The sequence below is a fragment of the Paenibacillus sp. BSR1-1 genome, assembly GCF_030403775.1.
GTDB lineage: Bacteria > Bacillota > Bacilli > Bacillales > Cytobacillaceae > Neobacillus.
The window spans coordinates 230,695-253,388 of sequence record NZ_JAQMWQ010000003.1 but is presented as its reverse complement, the minus strand read 5'-3'; the positions used below and the strand labels follow the sequence as shown (position 1 = coordinate 253,388).

Genomic DNA, 22,694 nt, shown 5'->3' with positions numbered 1-22,694 from the left:
TCTAGTAACCAGCGCGAAGGAGTTTTGGTCATGAAGGAATGGCTTCGTTCGATTCCACCTGTACATGAGTTTCAGAACCATAATCGGTTTTTGTCACTCTTAGAGGTAAGTCGGTTGGATTTTGTTCAACTTTCAAAACAGATGAAAGAAGTATTAGATGATATTAGGTCTTCTATATTAAACGAGCATTGGCAAAAAGCAAACCCCGGTACAATGGAATTTATTAATGAAGTTTTTGACTTGCTTGAAAAAAGATTAAAATCTCATTTTTCTCTTACACTTGAAAATGTTATTAATGCAACAGGGACGATTTTACATACAAACCTTGGCAGAGCAAGGTTAAGCGAAAGTGCCATTCAACATGTGGTGGAAACCGCTCGCAATTACTCGAATCTTGAATATAAACTAGTGGAAGGGGAACGAGGTTCACGTCACAGTCATGTTGAAGCATTAATCCAAGATATTACAGGTGCAGAAGCGGCCATGGTAGTTAACAATAATGCCGCTGCAGTTTATCTTGTGTTAAGGGCCTTTGCTGAGAAAAAAGAAGTTATTGTATCACGCGGACAGTTAGTTGAAATTGGCGGTTCATTCCGTATTTCTTCCATTATGGAGGAAAGCGGCGCAAATCTTATAGAAGTAGGAACAACCAATAAAACTCATCTTTACGACTATGAAAAAGCCATAACCCCAGAAACCGCTATTGTTATGAAGGTACATACAAGTAATTTCAAGGTTGTCGGCTTTACAAAGTCAGTCGAGACCAAGGAATTAGTGGATTTTACCAAAAAGCTGGATCATGTGATTTTTTATGAAGATCTGGGCAGTGGTGCACTTTTCGACTTTAGAAAACATGGAATTGGCGACGAACCGGTGGTAAAAGAGGTTATAGAAATGGGAGCGGACGTTGTGACTTTTAGTGGTGACAAACTTCTGGGCGGCCCTCAGGCTGGGATTATTGCTGGGAAAAAAGAAATTATTGACCGATTGAAAAAACATCAGTTAGCAAGAGTCCTTCGGGTTGACAAGATGACACTTGCCGCTTTAGAAGGGACGTTAATCGATTATGCCCGAGGCGAAAAAGCAATGCACAATATCCCTGTAATTCGCGATTTATTAGTTCCTCTTAACGAATTAGACGGAAGGTGTCATGGTTTTGTTACAAACTTATTACAAAGAACTAATGAATATGAAACAAAAATTTTTCAAGATACAAGTCAGGTAGGCGGAGGAACCATGCCGGATGTAACATTGCCGACAATGGTCATTGCTTTAAAACATAATATCATGTCTGCCGAGCAGCTTGGTCGGAAACTACGCACCGAAACAAGGCCTGCCATTATAGGAAGAATACAAAAAGACGAATTTCTAATTGATCTTAGGACCGTTACAGCTGAAGAAGAAGCCATAATAATCGAAGCTTTAGGGAAAATTTAACTAAATAACCCCCTCATGATGGTTGAGGGGGTTATTCGTTTACATGTCATGATGTGAATTATGCTTGGCTCGGGTATGATTCCGATTCTTTACTTTATGAGAGCCGCTCATGGGTTCTGGCTGGCCGGATTGTTTTGGGGCGTTTTTACGCATATCTTTACTTGTGTTTTTGTTAGTCATTTTCATCCCTCCTAATAGTTAGGATGCAGAGCTTAACTCTTTTTATGCTGAATATTTTTTGTCGTTCTGAGCATTTTAACGGTATACAATTTTAAGGAGTGAATCATGAAATGACAGACAAGTTCCCTTATCATAAAGATAAACAGCAGGCGTTTCAAGCTGCACAGCAAGGATATGAAAATGCACAAGGTCTATTTGAGACGATTGTCAGCGATAGTGCCAGTTATGGGCATCAGCTTAAGCACTTAAAAGACGAAGTAAACGAAGCCTATCAGCAAATTGAAAATGCACTTGAAGTAGCATCTGAACATCAACGAGCTCAATTAGAGCGTTTTCAGCAAGATTTGCAGTCCATGGTAACGGAAGTTAATCAAACAGAATAGGAAAAAGCAGGCGGAATGTCCGCCTGCTTTTATTGATTTTTCTTGCGCTTTTTATTATTCATTCTTTCCTTAGCAGTTAATTCCGGTTCACTTGCCAATTCCTCATTGAAACCGGCACCTTTTCCTTGTCCCTTGGCTGCATTCATCCCTGGAATGACATGATTAGACTTTCGTTTAACCACATAATCACCTCCTAATAATCTTACTATTTCCTTTCTAGTTTTAAAAAATGACAATTAAAAAGTTTTTTGAGATAATAATAAGGAAAGTAGGTATTTTCCCATTGCAAAAATCTATTGTGCTTTGACAACATTTTCAAAATATTCAGAACAACTTACATAAAAAAGCATAAGAAAAACTTATCAACCGCAATAACTTTCTTGTTATTTACTTATGTAATTGGTTGTATTAAGATATGAATTGTGAGAAAAGTGAAGCAGGATGGGAAAATTCAATCTTTTCAACTTTTCGTGAAATTTGTTTATTTATGACGAACGAGGGGGTTTTTTACACATGGCGAAAAATGATGTATTTAACGCACGTTCTTCCTTTGAAGCAAACGGCAAAACGTATCACTACTACCGTTTAAATGCATTGGAAGAAGCAGGCATTGGGAAAGTATCCAAATTGCCTTATTCCGTAAAAGTATTACTTGAATCTGTCCTTCGTCAATACGATGGACGTGTAATTGCTAAAGAGCATGTTGAAAACTTAGCAAAATGGGGAACAAATGAGCTTCAGGAAGTGGACGTTCCATTCAAGCCAGCTCGTGTTATTCTGCAAGACTTTACTGGAGTTCCTGCAGTAGTTGACCTTGCTTCCTTAAGAAAAGCAATGGCTGACCTAGGCGGCGACCCAGATAAGATTAATCCAGAAAAGACAGTAGACCTTGTTATTGACCACTCTGTACAGGTTGATGCTTATGGATCAGCTGATTCTTTAAAAATCAATATGGATTTTGAATTCGAACGTAATGCAGAACGTTATCAGTTCTTAAGCTGGGCACAAAAGTCCTTCAACAACTACCGTGCGGTTCCGCCTGCAACTGGTATCGTTCACCAAGTAAACCTTGAGTTCTTGGCTGATGTAGTACACGTTGCAGAAGTCGACGGAGAATTAGAAGCATATCCTGATACATTAGTAGGAACTGACTCCCATACTACCATGATCAACGGTATCGGTGTTCTTGGATGGGGCGTTGGCGGTATCGAAGCAGAAGCAGGAATGCTTGGTCAGCCTTCATACTTCCCAGTACCTGAGGTTGTTGGTGTTAAATTAACAGGTGAACTTCCAAACGGTGCAACTGCAACAGACCTTGCACTTAAAGTAACCCAAGTACTTCGCAGCCACGGTGTTGTAGGTAAATTCGTAGAATTCTTCGGCCCTGGTGTGTCTGTGCTTCCATTAGCAGACCGTGCAACAATCGCTAACATGGCTCCTGAATATGGTGCAACTTGCGGATTCTTCCCAATTGATGGTGAATCTTTAGAATACATGCGCTTAACAGGCCGTGACGAAGAAGGTATTAATGTTGTAGAACAATACTGCAAAGCAAACGGCTTATTCTTCGATCCATCTGAAGAGCCAGTTTATACAAATGTAATTGAAATCGACCTTTCTGAAATCGAAGCAAACCTTTCTGGTCCTAAGCGTCCACAGGATTTGATTCCACTTTCAAAAATGAAGGAAGAATTCGTTAAAGCTGTTTCTGCTCCACAAGGCAACCAAGGCTTTGGCTTACAAGCTGATGAACTTGAAAAAACAGCGACTGTTAATTTCAACAACGGCGATCAGACTGAAATTAAAACTGGTGCAGTAGCGATTGCTTCGATCACTAGCTGTACAAACACGTCTAACCCATATGTTTTAGTGGGTGCTGGACTTGTTGCGAAAAAAGCAGTTGAACTTGGAATGGAAGTTCCTAAGTTTGTTAAAACTTCTTTAGCGCCAGGTTCAAAGGTTGTAACTGGATACCTTCGTGATTCCGGATTGCTTCCTTACCTTGAGCAAATCGGCTTCAACCTTGTTGGTTACGGCTGTACTACATGTATCGGTAACTCCGGTCCATTAAAAGAAGAAATTGAAAATACAATTGCGGAAAACGATCTATTAGTTACATCTGTTCTTTCAGGTAACCGTAACTTTGAAGGCCGTATTCACCCGCTTGTTAAAGCTAACTACTTGGCTTCACCACCGCTAGTTGTTACTTATGCGCTTGCTGGTACAGTGAACATCGACTTCGCATCTGAACCAATTGGTAAAGATAAAGACGGTAACGATGTCTTCTTCAAAGATGTCTGGCCAACTACTGCTGAAGTGAATGATGTTGTTAAGAAGACGGTTACTCCTGAATTATTCCGTAGAGAATATGAGAACGTCTTCGGCGACAACGAGCGTTGGAACGAAATTAAGACTAGCAATGAGCCATTATATACATGGGATGAGGATTCTACTTACATTGCAAACCCTCCATTCTTTGAAGGCTTATCACCAGAACCAGGCACTGTTGAGCCATTAACTGGACTTCGTGTTGTAGGTAAATTCGGTGATTCTGTAACAACTGACCATATTTCACCTGCAGGAGCGATCGGCAAGAATACTCCAGCTGGTAAATATTTGTTAGAAAAAGGCGTTCAACCTCGTGACTTCAACTCATACGGTTCTCGCCGTGGTAATCACGAAGTCATGATGCGCGGTACTTTCGCAAATATCCGTATCCGTAACCAAATCGCACCAGGCACAGAAGGCGGCTTCACTACTTACTGGCCAACTGGCGAAGTTACATCTATTTACGATGCTTGTATGAAGTACAAAGAAGACGGCACAGGCCTAATGGTTCTTGCCGGTAAAGATTACGGAATGGGCTCTTCACGTGACTGGGCTGCGAAAGGTACAAACCTTTTAGGCATCAAAACAGTTCTAGCTGAAAGCTTCGAACGTATCCACCGTTCAAACCTTGTGTTAATGGGCGTACTTCCACTTCAATTCAAAGATGGAGACAGTGCTGAAACACTTGGTTTAACTGGTAAAGAAACATTTGAAGTTCAGGTTGACGAAAACGTAAAACCACGTGATCTTCTAAAAGTAACCGCTACTGACGAAGCTGGCAACAAGAAAGAATTCGAAGTTCTTGTTCGTTTCGACTCTGAAGTGGAAATTGATTACTACCGTCACGGCGGCATACTACAAATGGTTCTTCGTGAGAAATTACAAGCATAATCTCTATGTAAAAAACACCATGCGTCCTTGCATGGTGTTTTTTTCTTAAAAACTGTCTTGATCGAAAATGACGGTGTAAGCGTGACGTCTAATGCCCAAATAGAATAAAAATAGTATTTTACGGTAAATATAGGATGCTCCTTATGCCCATGACTTTCCGAAATGAGGGGAGACGGTAATTAGGAGAGGCTCCTAATGCTTATGCACTCAAAAAATGAACGGTCACGGTAATTAGGAGAGGCTCCTAATTCTCATTCACGCCAAAAATGAATGGTCACGGTAATTAGGAGAGGCTCCTAATTCTCATTCACGCCAAAAATGAACGCGCTCGGTAATTAGGAGAGGCTGCTAATGCTCATGCACACCAAAAATGAACGCGCTCGGTAATTAGGAGAGGCTGCTAATGTTCATGCACACCAAAAATGAACGCGCACGGTAATTAGGAGAGGCTCAAAATGCCCATGCAGGCCAAAAATGAACGTGCACGGTAATTAGGAGAGGCTCAAAATGCCCATGCACGCCAAAAATGAACGCGCTCGGTAATTAGGAGAGGCTGCTAATGCTCATGCACACCAAAAATGAACGGTCACGGTAATTAGGAGAGGCTCTTAATGCCAAACAGTTTCAAAAATCAAGGGCGACGGTAATTAGTAGCGATACATAATGCCCCCATTTACTTAAATTAACGGTCACAAAAAGCTCTTTATTAATTTTGTCATAGGGGAAAAAGAAAATGATTCAAAATATCATAGCAGAAAGATATAATATCTTAGCCTCTGAACTAATGCCGATTAGTACCGGATTTCATAATTCAGTCTATTCCCATGATCATACCGGTAACAATTTAGTTTTTAGAATCTCAAATGGAACAAGAAGAAGTTTATCTGGGCTCGAAAATGAATTAAAATTCGTATCAACTTTTGAAGAATATGGTATTTCAGTATCGAAACCAATACTTTCTAAATATGAACGTATGATTGAAGAAGTGGAATATCAAAAACAAAAGTTTTATGTTGTTGCTTTTGAAAAAGCTGAAGGAGTTCCAGTCGATGTAACAAACAAAAAAATCTGGAATGTTACTTTATTTTACAATTGGGGTAAGTTGACAGGTAAGATGCATAAGGTATCTAGTAAATTGGATGCCAAGTTGGACAGACCCAAATGGACAAGAAACCAACCTGATCTTCTTAGGCTTATTCCGAAAATATCTTCAACTATGATTGCTGACCGATATCTAGAACTACTTGAATTCCTAAAACGTTATAATGAAGACCCTAATTTGTTCGGTCTTATGCATAACGATTTTCATCAGGGAAATTTCATGGTGAATGACGGCAGGATTACCGTTTTTGATTTTGATGATTGTGCCTATCATTGGTTTGCCTATGATTTAGCCGTTTCCTTTTATCATGCCTACTGGCAGTCTACATCTTTTGTCCCTGAGAGGACTGATTTTAGTGAGACTTTTTGGGTTCAATTTCTAAATGGTTATCAAACAGAACACCCTATTAGCAGACACCTGCTTGAACAAATTCCTATTTTCCTGAAAATAAGAGAGATTTTTTTATATGTTTTATTTTTGGAAAAGTGGGATTTGCAGCATCTTGAGGATTGGCAAACCTTTACATTAAAAGATCTAAAACAGAGGATAGAGGATAAAATTCCGTATTCAACTGTTAATTTTGAAGAATTGATTGACAAATTTATCTGATTTTCAATAAAATGGAACTATCAAACGAAAAGGAATGAATTTGGGCCGATGAAGTTATAATCTTATTTTTCAGTACATGATTCGAATAACGAAAAATGTTGAACCTGAAGAATAGGATAAGTCTGTCCTTTTTTATGTCCTGATCGTATAACGATGTATATATAGCCTTTTTTAGGCTTATTTGTCGACCGATCATACATAAAACTCTCTTCAGGTTCTTATGAAGGGAGTTTTTTTATGAACCAAATAATAAAAGTATCTGGATTAAATAAAAGTTTTAACTTTGTGAAAATACTCGAAAATATTCAATTTGACATAAAAAATGGGGAAAGGATTGGACTGGTGGGGTATAATGGCACTGGCAAAACAACGCTGGCTAATATTCTTTCAGGAAAACTTCCCCCTGATAGCGGCCAAATTGAGGCTTCCAAAGATTTTAAGATTGGGTACCTATCGCAGTCGATTGATTACGAAGTTAGTGATTTTCAACAGTCTCTTGCCATGAACAAGGAAACTGAATTTTTTAAGCATGCAAGTGAACTTGGTCTTAAGAAAGCATATGAATGGGAAGAGAGTCGTTTAACCCATTTAAGCGGTGGTGAAAAGCTGAAGCTCGCCTTGTCTATGATCTGGGCTTCAAAGCCAGGGTTTTTAATATTGGATGAACCTACAAATCATCTGGATTATAAGGGAATTGAATGGTTGATATCTGAATTAGACAAATTTTCAGGGGCTGTACTTATCATCTCGCACGATCGTCATTTTTTGGATAAGACCGTTACCAGGATATTTGAATTAGAAAATAAGAAAATTCATTTTTTCAATGGGAATTATAGCGAGTATCAAAAGCAAAAACAAAAGAAGTTTAAAGACCATATGCACCAATATGAAGTACAGCAAAGAAAAGTAGAAGACATCGAACTGCAAATGGAGCAGCTTAAATCATGGTCTGATAAAGCTCATAGTACTTCTACGAAACAAGGCAGAGATTATGGCACGAAGGAATATCATCGCGTTAAAGCGAAAAAACGGGATGCGCAAGTAAAATCAAAAATGAAACGGCTGCAAAATGAATTAGATAACAATAAAATTGAGAAACCAATGGAAGATGCAAACGTAAGATTTCAGTTTGAAACCGACGGAAAAAGAGGAAAGCGAATTATTGAAGCGAAGAAACTTTCCATGACATTCGAGGAGCGGGATCTTTTTCATGATGCTCATTTTTATATTATTCACGGTGAAAGAATTGGTCTTTTAGGTGAAAATGGCTGCGGGAAATCAACCTTAATTAAAATGATTCTAGGCCATATTGCTTCATCGGGAGGCAATCTATGGACAAGTGACTCCCTTAAAATCGCTTATTTAAGCCAAGATGTGGATGATTTGCCGTCTGATAAATCGGCGCTTGAAGCATTAGGATATACGGATAGAGAAAGCCTACTTCAAGCCCGTACCTTGTTAGCGAATCTAGGGTTGAAAGAGCAGCATATCACAAAGCCCATTAACACGTTAAGTCTTGGTGAAAGAACAAGAGTCAAATTGGTTGATATGTTAGTACGGGATTACGATGTCCTCATCCTTGATGAACCCACCAACCATTTGGACTTGCCAAGCCGCGAGCAGCTTGAAAAAACTTTGAGCGAATTTACCGGGACCATTATTACCGTTTCCCATGATTATTATTTTTTAAATAAACTTTGTGACCGATTGCTTGTGTTTGAGGAACAAACGATTAAACGAGTTGAAATGAACCCTGAGGAATATTTAAATAAAGATAACAAAAAGAATGATCATCATGAGACTTTGTTAATTATAGAAAATAGGATTGCCTCCATTTTAGGAGAATTATCGATTCTTGATCAAAAAGACCCGAAATATCTGCTTTTGGATCAAGAATTTAACGACCTTTTAAAACAAAAAAGAAAAATAATTGGTTAATATGTTGAAAAGAGCAGGGCGGACCTGCTCTTTTCAGTCTTAGATATAAAATATCGGCGAATCGAAATTTCCTCATTTATTTTGTATTAATTCAAGTAAAGCTCTCTCTTTTTCTTCCTGCATCCCGGATTTCCAGTCATCTGCCGACAACGTACGTGTCTTTTCCCAAGCATAAATATCAGCAATACTTTCCTCAAGAGGTCTAAAGGTAAGTCCGCTTGAAACAGCCTTATCAATATTTATGGAAAAGGTTCCTTTCCAAGGCTGCTCTACATCAGGTGAAATCGGATAATTCTCAGGAACATAAAGAGGCATTTCTGTCCAAGGCGCCACTCCTTGATCAGCCAAAAATTTCTCATCTGCCCAAACCAGTTCAGCATTTGAGCCCGTTATTTTAATACAGGCATCCAGAAACTGCTTCATGGTTAATGAATAATCAGGCCCTGTTGCATTATAAGTCCCAGCCGCTTGATTTTTCATCATCGATAAGATCCAGTTCGAAAGGTCTTGGTTATCAATCAGTTGTACTCTGCGTTCCGGATTACCAGGTGCCAAAACCTTCCCACCCTTAGAAATTCTATGTACCCAATAGGGAATGCGGTCAGTATAGTCATTTGGTCCAATTAACTGTCCAGCGCGAATATTTAACGTTCGACCAGGTAAATTTTGCGAAGCTATCCGTTCACATAATGCTTTGAAATGCCCATAATATTCATAAACAGGGCCATTTACATCTTTTGTGAGTTCATTCGCTTTCTCCAGGGTCATTTCTAAAACAGGATAAGTTTCATCCAAATTTACAGGAATCCAATCTTTATAGACAGAAATACTGGAGATGAAGGTATATTGATTCACCCGGTCCTTTAAAACTTGAGTTGAATTTTGTACTGTAAACGGTATAAAACCGCTGGTATCCAAAACAGCATCCCAATAGCGATTCTCCAATTCCTTCAAATCACCAAACCGATCGCCCGTAATAAATTCAACATCCTTTAAACCCTTATTTTGATTTCCGCGGTTAAAAACGGTCACTTCATGGTTTTCCGCTAAAGCCTCCTCAACAAACGTTCTTCCTAAGAAACGGCTGCCGCCTAATACGAGAATTTTCATAAAAAATCCCTCCTCAACGTAAATTCATTTTACCAATTTTCAGAAAATAATAGAAACAAAAATGATACGGCCATAATAAAAATTAAAAATATTGCATCTCCTCAAGATATTGTTACAATATCTATGGTATGTAAGAAAATTCAGCTTTAGATGCAGACTTATACATATAGAAGTGGAGATGATTTTTAAGTGGAAAGCTCATTTTTACAATCGGTTTATTACGAAAACGGAATATTAAATATATTAGATCAAACCAAAATTCCAGAGATCACGGAGTTTCTAGAAATCACGAAAATTGAAGATGCCTGGGAGGCAATAAAACAATTGAAGGTTCGCGGCGCACCAGCCATCGGGATTGCTGCGGCCTATGGATTATTGCTTGGCATAAAAGATGCACCAGAGAACTCCTTTGACGAATTTTATTCTGTATTTAAAAAACAAGCTGACTATTTAGCGACTTCCCGGCCAACAGCAGTCAATTTATTTTGGGCTTTAAAAAGAATGGATGATTGTGCCAATAATGAAAAAGACCTACCCGTTGCCCGAATTAAAGAAGCACTTGAAAATGAAGCCCATTTAATCCGTACAGAAGATGAAGAGGTTTGCCGATCTATTGGCGAGCATGCTTTAACACTTCTTCATGATGGGATGGGTATTCTAACACATTGTAATGCTGGCGGTATTGCTACAGCCAGGTACGGAACAGCTCTTGCACCGCTATATTTGGCGCAAGAAAATGGCTGGGATATCAAAGTGTATGCGGATGAAACAAGACCATTATTGCAAGGAGCCCGGCTGACAGCATGGGAGCTGATGCAAGCAGGAATCGATGTCACCTTGATTACCGACAGTATGGCCGCCATGGTGATGCAAAAAGGCTGGGTGCAGGCTGTTATTGTAGGATGTGACCGCGTGGCTGCCAATGGAGACGTAGCCAATAAAATTGGAACCTATGGTGTGGCATTACTGGCCAAAGCCCATGATATTCCATTCTTTGTTGCTGCTCCAACCTCAACGATCGACTTAGAAACGAAAACAGGTGCAGATATCCCTATTGAAGAAAGGGAGGCTTCGGAAATTACGGAAGGGTTCGGGAAAAGAACAGCCCCAGAAGGTGTGAAGGTTTTTAATCCGGCGTTCGATGTCACTCCACATGAATTGGTGTCAGCAATCATTACGGAAAAGGGAATACTAAAAGGGAATTACCAAGAAGAGCTTCCAAAACTTTTTAAAAAGTAGAGAACAGAAGCAACTATGATATCAGCAAGGTTAGGTTATAAAATAACGTTTACGTTGTCACAGAATCGGCATAACCAACCTTTGTTTCAATAGGAATTATAGTGTAAAATCAATGGTAGCAAATATGATTGGATAAAGGAGGGAGTCGGGTATGATGAAAAAAGTCATTGCTGCTGTGGTTTTAATCTCATTACTAACTGTAGCAATTGTACAGGCTATGGAGAAAAAGACAGAACAACCCGATACCGCAAGTACTGCTTCAGTGAATAAGGAAGGCTTAGCCATCGGGGCTAAGGCGCCTGATTTTGAATTAAAAACATTGACTGGTGAAACAGTCAAGCTATCGAACTTAAAAGGAAAAAAAGTTATGCTGAACTTTTGGGCAACATGGTGCCCGCCTTGTAAAGCTGAAATGCCTGAAATGGAGCAGTTTTACAAAGAAAAGGATAAAGATCTTGTCATTTTGGCAGTCAACATTGACCCGCAATTGGAAGTCCAGAAATTTGTGAATGAAAACAAAATCACCTTCCCAATCCTTCTTGATGCTGAGGATAAAGTCAATGAAGCTTACCAAATTTTATCGATCCCTACTACTTATTTTATAGATAGTAAAGGCATCATTCAGAATAAATTTACCGGAGCCATGACTCTTGATATAATGAAAGATAATGCAAGTAAATTAAAGTAATGGAAAACGTTGGTATAATACCAGCGTTTTTTTTTATCTTATATAAATTTTCAAAAAGTTGTAATAATTACAACCGTTTCCGGGCATAATAACTGTTAGAATAGGAAATAAGGAAGGTGATAGTAATGAGAAAACCTAGAAAACGCTCATTCGCAGAACTAGTATCAGAAAATAAATCTCAACTTTTGAAAGACCATGCTGCAATGGAAAAAATCGAACAGCGCTTAGAAGAAAAACGCCTCGGAAAAGCGGAGTAATCACAAAGTTTGCCAATCATGGTTTGTAATCCTCATGGACAAAATATAACCAAGGAGGGATTATGACTATGGGTAAAGGCTATCAAACAAAACGTTTTCGTCCAGATCATCTTGGGACACAACCTAAAGGAATTAGTGGAAATAAAGGAAACAAAATGAATGATACATCTGGCAAGCATGCACAGGTAATTCAAACAAAAGGTGAATAATTTTTATTGGATATAAGACCCTCAGGCTTAAGCCCGCGGGTCTTTTTTGTTAAGGCTCTTTTCGTAAACTTTGTTGCTACCAGCACTTGTTAAGAGGCCTTTACAAAGTTTCTAGGCAATTTTCGCAAATGTTCTTACGAAAAGATGCCACGAAGAATCTAGTTAACGGGTTGATGAACTTATACGAAAAACAACAATCTTTGCGAAAATAGCCTTAGTTGAAATTCTTCACATATTTTTTACCCCCCATGACAAACTATATCTGTACCATTTATATTGAAGGAGGATTTACAAATGGAACAATACAATAACCAGCCAAAACCGGATGATCGCAGCGATAATGCTGAAAAGCTGCAAGCCATGATTCAAAATACTGAGGACAATATTCAAAAAGCAGAGCAATCCCTTTCTTTTACGGATAGTGAAACACAACGCCAGCAAATCGAAGAAAAAAATGAGCGCAGACGTGAGAGTGTTGAATCATTCCGAGCAGAAATCCAGGATGAGACCTGAGAAAATTTAGACTTAAACGGGTAAAGGATCTAGTCGAACAGGACGGATCCTTTTTTTAGGTTCAGGACTTGTATTATGGTAAGATAAAAGGGAATTTTTTATAAAGAAGTGATGATATTGAATCAACAAATTAACAATCAAGTAATAACAGAGCAGCACATCATCCGTTGGAAAACAGAATTGGACCAAAAGGGTTTTATATCTGATGAAAACCTATTGATGAGTTTGTTAGGGAAGGAAAAAAATCCACTAACACGATCAAAGCTTTTAACCTTTGCAGCGATTTCACGAAAAGCGCGGAATAAAAAGGATTCATTGGCCGATTTTTGGTTTGACAAAGCATTGGAGTTAAATCCACATAATCAAAAAGCCAAGAAATATTTGCTTCAGTCTGATTGGAATAAATGGAAGGATATATTGACACAGCTTTCTTTTCCATCGATTAGGGAAACAGATAACCGCACCGCTAAAAAGAAAACCGCTGAAGAATACATACAAATTTGCCAACGATTTTTATCAGTGGCGGACGATTCCTTAATTGAGTTGAAAAAGGAAAGGAACCTTGCCACTGGGCTGACAGACAATAATATTACCGCAAAGTATCAAATGCTTTTTGAGTTGCTTTCTGCTGCGATAGCCGAAACCGTCAGTTTGTTAAAGGCAGCAGAAGAATATGACCAGTCCATCACCGGAGTGTTTCATACCTCCACCTTTTATGATGATTTAAAAGCACATTTGGCAGCTGTGGAAGATCTTAAACTGCAGTGGCAAAGTCATTTTCAAGAAAAAGAAGACATCAAAGAAACTTTTGACACTGCCTTGGACCAGCTGAACACAATGATCGGAATGGATCAGGTAAAAAAACGGGTCAACGATTTTTATCGATTTATCAAGTATCAAAAGACCCGCAAGGAAATCGGTTTCCAAATTAAAGATGATTTAAGCCTTAATATGATCTTGACTGGGAATCCGGGAACCGGGAAAACCACACTTGCCCGCCTATTGGCTAAAATTTATCACGAATTAGGTGTGCTTCCACATGAAGAAGTGGTCGAGACGAATCGGGCACAATTGGTCGGGGCCTTTGTCGGTCAGACTGAAGAAAACATTAAAGCAGTCGTTGAACGCTCTATTGGTGGAGTGCTGTTCATTGATGAAGCCTACAGCCTTAAACGGGAAGGCCAATCAGGAAATGACTATGGACAGGCGGCTGTAGATACACTTGTTTCGATGATGACGAGTTCGGAATACGGAGGAAAGTTCGCTGTCATATTAGCCGGATATCCGGAAGAAATGCGATCTTTTTTAGATGCAAATCCTGGTTTACGAAGCCGCTTTCCACAATCTAATTTCATTCATCTCCCTAATTACTCCAACGAAGAATTAGTGAGGATTGCTGAACAAATTGCTTCAGAGAATGACTATTTTATGACGGAAGAAGCGAAAATCGAAATGGTTAACCGATTGGATATGGAGCGGGTGGATGACACTTTCGGAAATGCTAGAACCGTTAAGAACATTGTTATGGATGCTATTTTTAAAAAGGGCTCAGAAAAACAGGTTAACAACGATGAATTCATGGATTATATGATGTTAAATAAGGAAGATTTCCTGATTGAGAAATCGAACACAGTAGATTCACCAAAGGATCAATTAAACAGGTTAATTGGTTTAAATTCCATCAAAAATGAAATGCATGCACTGATTTCTTTTGTAAAAATGCAGCAGTTTAGACGGAATCAAGGACTGCCGACAGTACCGATTCAGCTTCATGCTGTTTTCACAGGAAATCCAGGAACGGGGAAAACAACGGTTGCCAAACTATATGCTGAAATGCTGAGAGAGTGTGGCATTTTAAAGAGGGGGCATCTGATTGTCGCCAGCCGCGCCGATTTTGTAGCAGGCTATGTGGGGCAGACTGCAGGGAAAACAAAGAAAATGATCAGGCAAGCCCTTGGGGGAGTTCTGTTTATCGACGAAGCCTATTCACTGCTTGGCCACACAACCGGTGATTTCGGGAAAGAGGTCATTGATACCCTTGTCGATGAAATGACAAAGCATAATGAAAATTTGGTTGTCGTGCTGGCAGGATATCCAAACGAAATGGACGAATTACTAGAAAGTAATCCCGGTCTCCGTTCAAGGTTTAAAAAGTTCTTTTTCTTCCCTGATTATTCTACGGAAGAAATGCTGTCCATTATGGAAGTCTATGCAGGCCGATTCCAATATCAATTGACAAAAGAAGCAAGTACGTTGCTGCGTGAAACGTTGGAAGCTGAAAATTTCAAAGGGAATGGCCGCTTTGCAACCAATTTAGTCGATGAAATCATTCAAGCACAGGCTGCTCGATTAATGACAGGGCAGGAAACAAATCTCCTAGAAATGTCATTATTTCTGGATTTGGCCGATGTTATAAACGCATTGATGAAATGTAAATAAACGAAAAAAGAAAGGAACATTTTTGTGGATAATTATTTTGTTTCTCATAGAGAAATCCAGCTTTACTACGCAGATACCGATATGATGGGTGTCATTTATCATGCTAATTATTTAAAATTTTTTGAGTTAGGCCGAACAGGCTTTATTGAAGATATTGGTTATAGTTATCTTTCAATGGAAGAAGCAGGCTATTATGCTCCCGTCTATGATATTCAAATCACCTACAAAAAGCCGTTAAGATATGGTGATAAAGCTTTCGTCAAAACATGGGTTGAACTAAATGATGGAATTAAGACCATCTATGGTTATACCATTTTCAACGGGGATGAAGAAGTATGTGCCGAGGGTAAATCCACCCATATTATTGTTAGAAAAGATAATTTCAGACCAACTTCTTTTAAAAAGACATTTCCGGAATGGTATTTAAAGTATGAGGAAATTAAGAAAAAGGATTGAAGCATTGGGGTGAATTAATTGGCTTTTGGCATAAAAAGGCGAGAGTTAATCGAATGGAAAAGGAAAATCGATAACGGGGAAATTGCATTTTTAACCCATTACTGGCTGGATGACCGTTTCCCTGGCTGTAAGACTGTAACCAAGGTGGGCTGTTCGGATCTTGAAAAATTGGCAGAATGGGGGATTAAATACGGTTTGAAAAAAGAGTGGATTCATCACCGAATCGACGGCTATTCTCATTTTGATTTAATTGGCCCTCGCCAGCAAGAGATTCTTAAGCAGGAAGGTTTAACGAGGCATATATGGATGAACGGCACAGTTGAGAAATAAGGACTTTTCAACTGTGCTTATTCTTTTAATCCATTTTTTTATATTCAAAGACAGGTTCCTCATAATCAGAATGAAAATTAATGACTAAATCATGATTATCAAAGTACCACAAGTCTTTTTCTTCAATATAAAAAGTAATCCCATCTAGATTTGCGGCCGCACCGATATCGACTGGCTCCTCGGTCGAAACACCGAGTGAAAATCCACTTTGAACGGTGCTGCATCCGCCATACCTTACAAAAAAGCGGACAAAGTCACCATTATTAATATTGAGTTCTTCGATATACCACGCTGCTGCTTCTTTTGAAATGTGTATTTTCATGCGGTCTCCTTTCCTTTTTCCTCATTGTTATTATAAATGATAACTCTATTTAGGCATAACGATAAGATTTATTAAAAATCACCGCTATTTGAGCCACTGAACCATGTGGGATTGGATTTCCTTGTATTTTGCTTCCGCATTTTGCAGTCCAAAGCCGCCTGCTTTTTCTAACGGTACGACACGAAAATGATGATTTTTCTGACTCGTCACATAGGTTGGATAAAAAACAGGATTTGAAAGCTCTATCGAATTTCCTTTGTCGGAAATGTGTTTGAATATATCAATGGTTGCTAACCCGCCAATATCTTTGTAATCACCGTGCTGGGCTGAAATAAAGTTGCCTAAGGAATATACAATGAATGTTTTTCTGCCATCGCTCGTTTCAATCCAATCCATCGGCTGAAGGACATGGGGATGCGTTCCAAAGATGATATCAACACCTTCATTCGCTAGAAATTGTGCTAAATCCTTTTGTTCTTTCGTCGGGATTCGCTGATACTCATTTCCCCAATGGATGCTCATCACCACTACATCCGCTTCTTTTCTAGCACGGTGAATTTCTTCCTTCATCACTTCTCGATTGATAAGGTTAACGAGAAAATCCTTTCCTTTTGGAACAGGGATGCCGTTCGTTCCATATGTATAGGCTAGGAAGGCAAGCTTAATGCCATTTTTATGGACTATCCTTAATTTTTGGTGATCTTTTTCATCAAGGAAGCTTCCAACATGAGGTAAACCGATCGAATTCAAATAAGCAGTTTCGGACTGAATTCCTTTTTCGCCTTTATCGAGTGTATGATTATTAGCCGTTGAAACAATATCGACTCCCGTTGCAACAAGGGCATCGGCAACCTCATGGGGACTGTTAAACATTGGATAGCCTGATAGCCCGAACTCTGTTCCTCCTAACATACTTTCTTGATTTGCCGTAAGGACATCTGGATTTTCCAATAATGTCTTTACATTTTCAAACATTGGAACGAAATCATAGGAAGCTCCATTGAAGGCATCCTGATAAACGTGATTGTGGATCAGAATATCCCCGATGGCACCAAGTGTCACCTTTTCCTGCAATTCTCGATTTTCGATCAAGGAAGGCCGCTGTTTATGTTTCTGGAAAGAGTGATTATTTTCTTTTTTGTCCGTATTTTTTTGCTGAAGAAGGATGTAAACGGTTCCGATAATACAAATAGATATAATAATAAAAGACTGTACAATGACTCTTTTTTTCATATGTACTCCTATTAATGGTAGGTTTCTTATTATTACTATATAATATTTCAGGTAAATATTAAAATAATGCTGCAGAAATAAAGAAAAGCGGAGGTCCAGCTAATGGCGGCTCCGCTTTTTTAATGAATTGGCAGTGTTAAACTTGCGTGTTGATTTCCGTTCCAGGCGCGAGCGGTTCACGGGCGGTTCGGGGAGCCTCCTCGGCGCAAAGCGCCTGTGGGGTCTCCCCTGTCCCGTACTCCCGCAGGACATTGAATTGCATCCTCGAATCCGCCCACGCACGAAGGAAATGCGTTAGCATTTTCGAGGAGTCTCGCGCCTTCCACTCCAATCAACAGGGGTAAAACATCAATAATAATCTTTAACACAGCCAATTAATTATTCATTTTGGTCTATTTCCAGAAGGAACTCAATTAATTCATCAAAATCTTTTGTGACCTTTGGTTGAGTGGTATCGGCGGGTTGAGAAGGAGAAAATTCAACAATAAATTCATTCACATCATTACTGTCTGATACTACCGTTGAAAAATGATAGTCGATCTTTACTTTTTGCATCCAAAACACCCCCAAAAGGTACTGTTATATAACTTTATTTTACCTTAAATCATACGGGCTGCATGGAATAATTATGAAAATTCTATGAAAAAAGGCCCTAAAGGACCGTTCAGTTCCTTTAGAGCCATTTAATTTTGGGTTCAGTTTTATTGATTATTCTTTTAATGTTTGCCCGGTGCCGGTAAATGACAAAGGTTACTATTAATATTACAGCAATTAGTAAGGGGATGTCCCATTCTCGAGTAAACCCTGATATTAATGTAAAAAGAATCGCAATAATTCCTGCAATCATCGAAGATAGTGAAACATATTTCGTTATGTATAGGCTAATAAAGAAAGCAATTAGGACCGCAACAAACATCCATGGTGCGCAATACAGAATTACACCGGCAGAAGTGGCAACTGCTTTCCCACCGCGAAACCCGGCAAAGATGGGATACGTGTGTCCGATAAGAGCGAAACCTCCAGCTAATAGAGGATTTATGTCAAGATGAAATAAATGTGGCAATGCTGCTGCTAACGTTCCTTTCAATATATCAGCCAGGGTAACAACTAAACCTGCTTTTACCCCAAGGGTTCGAAAGGTATTGGTACCGCCTAAATTCCCGCTGCCATGCTGACGGATATCGGTCTTATAAAACACTTTTCCAATAATTAAACCTGAGGGGATAGAGCCGAGCAAATAAGCCAGGATCAAGACTAAAATAATTTGAACCATTGATAATTTCTCCTTCTATAAAAGATCCAGTTCTTCTATTTTACCATGTATTTCTGAAAAAACACTATGCAGCTTGGATATAAACATGAAAAAACACCTAATAAAGAAAAATATCTTCTCAATACCCAAATGATACCTTACGATAGAATCAAGGAGGAACTATCTCATGGCACGCATTGAATATCAAAAGTCAAAAACAATTTCACCAAAATTAATTCTCGGTGGATTGATAGGGGCAGGTTTGCTTATCATTTCATCGATTTTTCTATTTTTCTATCCTTTTGCCTCGACAGAGAAAATAACTTATTTTAAAGGGGAAAATCCGATACTGTATAATGGGAACCAGCAGGGAAATGGCATTGTTGAAGGGAATACTGTGTTTGTCCCGCTTACATTTTTACAAGAACAAATAGATCCGTCCATCCTTTATGATCAAAAATCAAAATCTGTGATTATTACTACAAAGGACAAAGTTGTTCAAATGCCGACAGATTCATTATCCTATTTTGTCAATCAAAAAGGGGTTACCTTACAGTTGTCACCAATTCTATCGAAGGACGGAAAAATTTTCGTTGCTATTGATTCAATCCTTTCATTCTTCCCCATAAAATACAAGCAATTACCGGGAAGTGAAGCCATTTGGGTTCAGCGTGATGGTGAAAAATACGAGACTGCAAGAATAATAGATAAGGACGTTAAGGAAGAAAAGCTAAGACTTCGTAGTAAGCCTACATGGCGATCACCCTACACGGCTGATATGAAAAAACAGGAAGCCGTGATTATTGAAGGTGAAAAGGAAGATTTCTATCTTGTTAGGAAAACCAATGGCATTAGTGGATATATCAAAAAAGAATACGTCCAGAAGGGGAAAGCAGTGAGAATCACGATAGACCAAGAAAGTAAGACCTTTCAGCTGCCGAAATTGAAAGGACCGATACAATTAACGTGGGAAGCAGTTTATAAGAAAAATCCTGATACTGCAAAAATCCCTGAATTGACTGGCGTTAATGTGGTATCACCAACTTGGTTCTCACTAGCCGGAAGTGATGGAACGTTAAAAAATCTTGCTTCTCTTGACTATAGCAAATGGGCGCATGGGAAAGGCTATCAAGTTTGGGGAGTGTTTTCTAATGCCTTTGATCCAAAGCTCACAGGCGAAGCATTTAAAGACTATGAAACAAGGCAAAAGATCATTCGCCAATTGCTGCAATATAGCCAGATGTATCAATTACAAGGGCTTAATTTTGATATTGAAAATGTAAATCCAGAGGATGGTCCGCTCGTGACCCAGTTTATCAGGGAAGCAGCACCATACTTGCATGAAGCTGGATTGATCGTTTCTATGGATATTACCTTTTCGGCCGGTGAAAATAACAACTGGTCATCCTTCTATGAAAGAACGAAACTCGCTCAAATTGCTGATTATTTAATCGTGATGGCCTATGATGAACACACAAGTGCTTCCACTGATGCTGGTAGTGTAGCAAGCCTTCCATGGGTCGAAAGCAATCTAGAGAAACTGCTGACAGAGGTTCCAAATACAAAGTTAGTCCTTGGTGTTCCTTTATATGCGAGACTTTGGAAGGAACAAACGAAGCTAGATGGAACGATGGAACTAACTGCTGAGGCACTAGCAATGGATAAGGTAAAAACATGGATCACTGAAAAGGGATTACAGCCCTCGTACGATGAAGAAAGCGGTCAAAATTATGCAGAATATTATTCAGAAGCTGAAAAAGCCACCTATAAAATTTGGATTGAAGATGTACAGTCCTTACAAAAGCGAGCAGATTTAGCAATTAAATATAAGCTTGCCGGCATTGGTACCTGGTCAAGGTATTTTGGCGATCAAACGGCATGGACTGCATTAAATTTGGATTCGAGCAAAGCGATTACTCAAAAATAAAGGCTTAATAAAAACCGGCTGTTGCCGGTTTTTTTCTAAAGTAAGAACAATTAGAGTCAATTTTATTACAAAAATATGGAGAATTTTCTAACGATTTGTTAATCCGTTGAAAGCCATGGAAACGCCCAATATAATTAAAATATACAACCATACATAATGAAGAATAACCGGCCAGATCGAACAAAAAAATGGTCGGTTTATCTTTATATTCCAAGAATATTTCTAAGGGAGTGAGGGTGATGAACATGCAAACGGAAAATGATTTAAGTTACCAGGCATTGTTAGAAAAATATGAAGAAACCATTCAATTAAATCGTTATTTGGAGAAACGGATTGAGGAGATTGCCGCAGAAAACAAGCAAAAGGAGAACCTGTTAATTCAGCAATCGCGCCTTGCTGCAATCGGGGAAATGTTAGCGAGTATTGGCCACCAATGGCGGCTGCCTTTAAACAGTTTAACCCTCCTAATCCATGATTTAAAGGATGCCATGGAATATGGGGAAATTAACGACAAATACTTAGATCGATTCACAAGGGACAGCATGAGTCAAATCACACAGATGTCAGAGACAATAAATGATTTTCGGAAATTTTACAAATTTAACAAAGAAAAAACCACCTTTTCTGTTGGTGATGCCATTGAAGAGGCTTTGTCTATTTTTTCTTTAAGCCTTCAGAACCATGGGATTGTGGTCCAATTTGAATACAGGGGTCAGCAAATGGCTTATGGAGTACCAAATGAATACAGCCAGGTCGTGCTTAATATCTTAACAAACGCACGAGATGCCTTTATACATAAGGAAATTCCTAATCGAAAAATCATCATAAAATTAACGGAAACCGATAACATCATTAAAGCTGACTTCATCGATAATGCCGGCGGGATTGACTCTGCACATATCCATCAAGTATTTGAGCCATATTTTACAACGCGCACGCAAGGCACCGGCCTCGGACTTCATATGTCCAAACTGATTATTGAGAAAATGAATGGCTCTATGAGTGTAGATAATACCAGCCATGGTGCCCGATTCAGTATATTACTGCCAAAGGTATCTTGTTTTTACTAACAATCCATCCAAATAAGTTTTTCCTGTTAGAACAGTTTATTATGTTTTTTTGCTAGAAAAAGGTAAACTAAAAGGAAAATATAATTAGGAGTGGATCCCAATGGCGATTGAAAATCCTAGCCGTGATGAAATCAAAGGTATTTTAAAAAAGGCAAAAAGAATTGCTGTCGTAGGATTAAGTAATAATCCGGACCGTACTTCTTATCAAGTTTCAGCGGCTATGCAGAATGCAGGCTATGAAATCATTCCCGTCAACCCTACCATTGATGAGGCTCTGGGTGTTAAAGCGGTGGCATCATTGAAGGATGTAGAAGGTCCAGTTGACATTGTAAATGTGTTCCGCCGCTCCGAACAGTTGTTTGATGTTGCGAAGGAATTCGATGGAATCGGTGCACCGGTTTTTTGGGCCCAGCAAGGCCTTGTCAATGAAGAAGCCTATGAATTCCTAAAGTCTAAAGGATACACTGTTATTATGGACCGGTGTATTAAGGTTGAGCACGCGTTAACAAAATACTAAATTTTTACCAAAAAGCTGCTTATAAAATATGCGGCTTTTTACTTTTTTTCGCCCAAAAAGGCACCAAAATCAGATGACAAAAATATGTAGTTAGAAAATACTTATTTGCCAAATCGAAATAAATCGCTAAAATAAAGCATAGACGCCGCAAGAACTTGTGGTAAAATTATGTAGCAAACACTCGTTCTAATTATTATTTTTCACATAGAATGAATTCACTTTTTTTATTATAGCATGTTAACGACGTAAAATGTTTTTACGTTT

Annotated in this window: 23 protein-coding genes; 16 read left to right on the top strand and 7 right to left on the bottom strand. The window is 38.8% G+C overall.

What is annotated here, in order from left to right:
• Window positions 1-30 precede the first annotated feature (30 nt).
• Complete coding sequence (selA, locus tag PH210_RS06980) at window positions 31-1,437, top strand: L-seryl-tRNA(Sec) selenium transferase (protein ID WP_289984183.1); 1,407 nt, start codon at window positions 31-33, stop codon at window positions 1,435-1,437.
• A gap of 39 nt (window positions 1,438-1,476) precedes the next feature.
• Here selA and PH210_RS06975 read toward each other — a convergent pair whose 3' ends face one another.
• Complete coding sequence (locus tag PH210_RS06975; protein ID WP_223589989.1) at window positions 1,477-1,617, bottom strand: small acid-soluble spore protein P; 141 nt, start codon at window positions 1,615-1,617, stop codon at window positions 1,477-1,479.
• Between the two features lie 110 nt (window positions 1,618-1,727).
• Here PH210_RS06975 and PH210_RS06970 point away from each other — a divergent pair, with 110 nt between their 5' ends.
• Window positions 1,728-2,000 (top strand): hypothetical protein, encoded by a 273-nt coding sequence (locus PH210_RS06970; protein WP_223589987.1) that lies wholly within the window; start codon window positions 1,728-1,730, stop codon window positions 1,998-2,000.
• A 29-nt stretch (window positions 2,001-2,029) separates the two neighbouring features.
• On the opposite strand, the gene sspO is transcribed toward PH210_RS06970, so the two are convergent.
• Window positions 2,030-2,182 carry a small acid-soluble spore protein SspO gene (sspO, locus tag PH210_RS06965; RefSeq protein WP_066087231.1) on the bottom strand — a complete coding sequence of 51 codons (153 nt, stop codon included), beginning with the start codon at window positions 2,180-2,182 and terminating at the stop codon, window positions 2,030-2,032.
• Between the two features lie 331 nt (window positions 2,183-2,513).
• On the opposite strand from sspO, the gene acnA reads away from it, so the two are divergent.
• From acnA to abc-f, 3 genes are all read left to right on the top strand, one after another.
• Window positions 2,514-5,219, top strand: coding sequence for an aconitate hydratase AcnA (acnA, locus tag PH210_RS06960; RefSeq protein ID WP_289984179.1), 2,706 nt, complete (start codon window positions 2,514-2,516; stop codon window positions 5,217-5,219).
• 733 nt (window positions 5,220-5,952) lie between these two features.
• A complete protein-coding gene (locus PH210_RS06955; RefSeq protein WP_289984178.1) occupies window positions 5,953-6,930 on the top strand; it encodes a phosphotransferase enzyme family protein in 978 nt (325 codons plus the stop codon).
• 237 nt (window positions 6,931-7,167) lie between these two features.
• Window positions 7,168-8,868 carry a ribosomal protection-like ABC-F family protein gene (gene abc-f / locus PH210_RS06950; RefSeq protein ID WP_289984177.1) on the top strand — a complete coding sequence of 567 codons (1,701 nt, stop codon included), beginning with the start codon at window positions 7,168-7,170 and terminating at the stop codon, window positions 8,866-8,868.
• Between the two features lie 72 nt (window positions 8,869-8,940).
• Here abc-f and PH210_RS06945 read toward each other — a convergent pair whose 3' ends face one another.
• Window positions 8,941-9,978, bottom strand: a complete 1,038-nt coding sequence (locus PH210_RS06945) for an NAD-dependent epimerase/dehydratase family protein (RefSeq protein ID WP_289984176.1) — start codon at window positions 9,976-9,978, stop codon at window positions 8,941-8,943.
• A 189-nt stretch (window positions 9,979-10,167) separates the two neighbouring features.
• On the opposite strand from PH210_RS06945, the gene mtnA reads away from it, so the two are divergent.
• From mtnA to PH210_RS06905, 8 genes are all read left to right on the top strand, one after another.
• The gene (gene mtnA / locus PH210_RS06940; RefSeq protein ID WP_289984173.1) at window positions 10,168-11,217 is read left to right on the top strand and encodes an S-methyl-5-thioribose-1-phosphate isomerase; all 1,050 of its coding nucleotides are present in this window, start codon (window positions 10,168-10,170) and stop codon (window positions 11,215-11,217) included.
• Between the two features lie 151 nt (window positions 11,218-11,368).
• The gene (locus PH210_RS06935; protein WP_289984172.1) at window positions 11,369-11,905 is read left to right on the top strand and encodes a peroxiredoxin family protein; all 537 of its coding nucleotides are present in this window, start codon (window positions 11,369-11,371) and stop codon (window positions 11,903-11,905) included.
• Window positions 11,906-12,030: 125 nt separating this feature from the next.
• Window positions 12,031-12,162, top strand: coding sequence for an FbpB family small basic protein (locus PH210_RS06930; RefSeq protein WP_223589976.1), 132 nt, complete (start codon window positions 12,031-12,033; stop codon window positions 12,160-12,162).
• Window positions 12,163-12,230: 68 nt separating this feature from the next.
• Window positions 12,231-12,371 carry an acid-soluble spore protein N gene (locus tag PH210_RS06925; protein WP_430140249.1) on the top strand — a complete coding sequence of 47 codons (141 nt, stop codon included), beginning with the start codon at window positions 12,231-12,233 and terminating at the stop codon, window positions 12,369-12,371.
• A gap of 294 nt (window positions 12,372-12,665) precedes the next feature.
• The gene (gene tlp / locus PH210_RS06920) at window positions 12,666-12,884 is read left to right on the top strand and encodes a small acid-soluble spore protein Tlp (protein ID WP_289984169.1); all 219 of its coding nucleotides are present in this window, start codon (window positions 12,666-12,668) and stop codon (window positions 12,882-12,884) included.
• Between the two features lie 111 nt (window positions 12,885-12,995).
• Window positions 12,996-15,323: an AAA family ATPase gene (locus tag PH210_RS06915; RefSeq protein WP_289984432.1), complete on the top strand. Its 2,328-nt coding sequence runs from the start codon at window positions 12,996-12,998 to the stop codon at window positions 15,321-15,323.
• Between the two features lie 24 nt (window positions 15,324-15,347).
• Window positions 15,348-15,779: an acyl-CoA thioesterase gene (locus tag PH210_RS06910; RefSeq protein WP_223589970.1), complete on the top strand. Its 432-nt coding sequence runs from the start codon at window positions 15,348-15,350 to the stop codon at window positions 15,777-15,779.
• 18 nt (window positions 15,780-15,797) lie between these two features.
• Entirely contained in the window at window positions 15,798-16,109 is a 312-nt protein-coding gene (locus tag PH210_RS06905; RefSeq protein WP_289984168.1) for a hypothetical protein, read from the top strand.
• A gap of 25 nt (window positions 16,110-16,134) precedes the next feature.
• Here the strand turns inward: PH210_RS06905 and PH210_RS06900 are convergent, their stop codons facing one another.
• From PH210_RS06900 to plsY, 4 genes are all read right to left on the bottom strand, one after another.
• Window positions 16,135-16,431, bottom strand: a complete 297-nt coding sequence (locus PH210_RS06900) for a HesB/YadR/YfhF family protein (protein ID WP_289984166.1) — start codon at window positions 16,429-16,431, stop codon at window positions 16,135-16,137.
• Window positions 16,432-16,515: 84 nt separating this feature from the next.
• Window positions 16,516-17,664, bottom strand: a complete 1,149-nt coding sequence (locus tag PH210_RS06895; RefSeq protein ID WP_289984165.1) for a CapA family protein — start codon at window positions 17,662-17,664, stop codon at window positions 16,516-16,518.
• Between the two features lie 378 nt (window positions 17,665-18,042).
• A complete protein-coding gene (locus PH210_RS06890; protein WP_289984164.1) occupies window positions 18,043-18,219 on the bottom strand; it encodes a hypothetical protein in 177 nt (58 codons plus the stop codon).
• 118 nt (window positions 18,220-18,337) lie between these two features.
• The gene (gene plsY, locus PH210_RS06885) at window positions 18,338-18,937 is read right to left on the bottom strand and encodes a glycerol-3-phosphate 1-O-acyltransferase PlsY (protein ID WP_223589962.1); all 600 of its coding nucleotides are present in this window, start codon (window positions 18,935-18,937) and stop codon (window positions 18,338-18,340) included.
• Window positions 18,938-19,103: 166 nt separating this feature from the next.
• Between plsY and PH210_RS06880 the strand changes: the two genes are divergently transcribed.
• From PH210_RS06880 to PH210_RS06870, 3 genes are all read left to right on the top strand, one after another.
• Entirely contained in the window at window positions 19,104-20,843 is a 1,740-nt protein-coding gene (locus PH210_RS06880; RefSeq protein WP_289984161.1) for a glycosyl hydrolase family 18 protein, read from the top strand.
• 239 nt (window positions 20,844-21,082) lie between these two features.
• Entirely contained in the window at window positions 21,083-21,913 is an 831-nt protein-coding gene (locus PH210_RS06875) for a sensor histidine kinase (protein WP_289984158.1), read from the top strand.
• A 100-nt stretch (window positions 21,914-22,013) separates the two neighbouring features.
• On the top strand, window positions 22,014-22,430 hold the full coding sequence (locus PH210_RS06870) for a CoA-binding protein (RefSeq protein WP_289984156.1): 417 nt from the start codon (window positions 22,014-22,016) through the stop codon (window positions 22,428-22,430).
• Window positions 22,431-22,694: the final 264 nt, after the last annotated feature.

Coding starts and splice junctions, on each gene's coding strand:
- PH210_RS06915 (WP_289984432.1), top strand. CDS start 12,996: ATGATATTGAATCAACAAATTAACAATCAAGTAATAACAGAGCAGCAC.
- PH210_RS06935 (WP_289984172.1), top strand. CDS start 11,369: ATGATGAAAAAAGTCATTGCTGCTGTGGTTTTAATCTCATTACTAACT.
- tlp (WP_289984169.1), top strand. CDS start 12,666: ATGGAACAATACAATAACCAGCCAAAACCGGATGATCGCAGCGATAAT.
- PH210_RS06975 (WP_223589989.1), bottom strand. CDS start 1,617: ATGACTAACAAAAACACAAGTAAAGATATGCGTAAAAACGCCCCAAAA.
- acnA (WP_289984179.1), top strand. CDS start 2,514: ATGGCGAAAAATGATGTATTTAACGCACGTTCTTCCTTTGAAGCAAAC.
- PH210_RS06880 (WP_289984161.1), top strand. CDS start 19,104: ATGGCACGCATTGAATATCAAAAGTCAAAAACAATTTCACCAAAATTA.
- PH210_RS06875 (WP_289984158.1), top strand. CDS start 21,083: ATGAACATGCAAACGGAAAATGATTTAAGTTACCAGGCATTGTTAGAA.
- PH210_RS06870 (WP_289984156.1), top strand. CDS start 22,014: ATGGCGATTGAAAATCCTAGCCGTGATGAAATCAAAGGTATTTTAAAA.
- PH210_RS06925 (WP_430140249.1), top strand. CDS start 12,231: ATGGGTAAAGGCTATCAAACAAAACGTTTTCGTCCAGATCATCTTGGG.
- plsY (WP_223589962.1), bottom strand. CDS start 18,937: ATGGTTCAAATTATTTTAGTCTTGATCCTGGCTTATTTGCTCGGCTCT.
- PH210_RS06955 (WP_289984178.1), top strand. CDS start 5,953: ATGATTCAAAATATCATAGCAGAAAGATATAATATCTTAGCCTCTGAA.
- PH210_RS06970 (WP_223589987.1), top strand. CDS start 1,728: ATGACAGACAAGTTCCCTTATCATAAAGATAAACAGCAGGCGTTTCAA.
- PH210_RS06945 (WP_289984176.1), bottom strand. CDS start 9,978: ATGAAAATTCTCGTATTAGGCGGCAGCCGTTTCTTAGGAAGAACGTTT.
- selA (WP_289984183.1), top strand. CDS start 31: ATGAAGGAATGGCTTCGTTCGATTCCACCTGTACATGAGTTTCAGAAC.
- PH210_RS06930 (WP_223589976.1), top strand. CDS start 12,031: ATGAGAAAACCTAGAAAACGCTCATTCGCAGAACTAGTATCAGAAAAT.
- PH210_RS06890 (WP_289984164.1), bottom strand. CDS start 18,219: ATGCAAAAAGTAAAGATCGACTATCATTTTTCAACGGTAGTATCAGAC.
- PH210_RS06900 (WP_289984166.1), bottom strand. CDS start 16,431: ATGAAAATACACATTTCAAAAGAAGCAGCAGCGTGGTATATCGAAGAA.
- PH210_RS06895 (WP_289984165.1), bottom strand. CDS start 17,664: ATGAAAAAAAGAGTCATTGTACAGTCTTTTATTATTATATCTATTTGT.
- abc-f (WP_289984177.1), top strand. CDS start 7,168: ATGAACCAAATAATAAAAGTATCTGGATTAAATAAAAGTTTTAACTTT.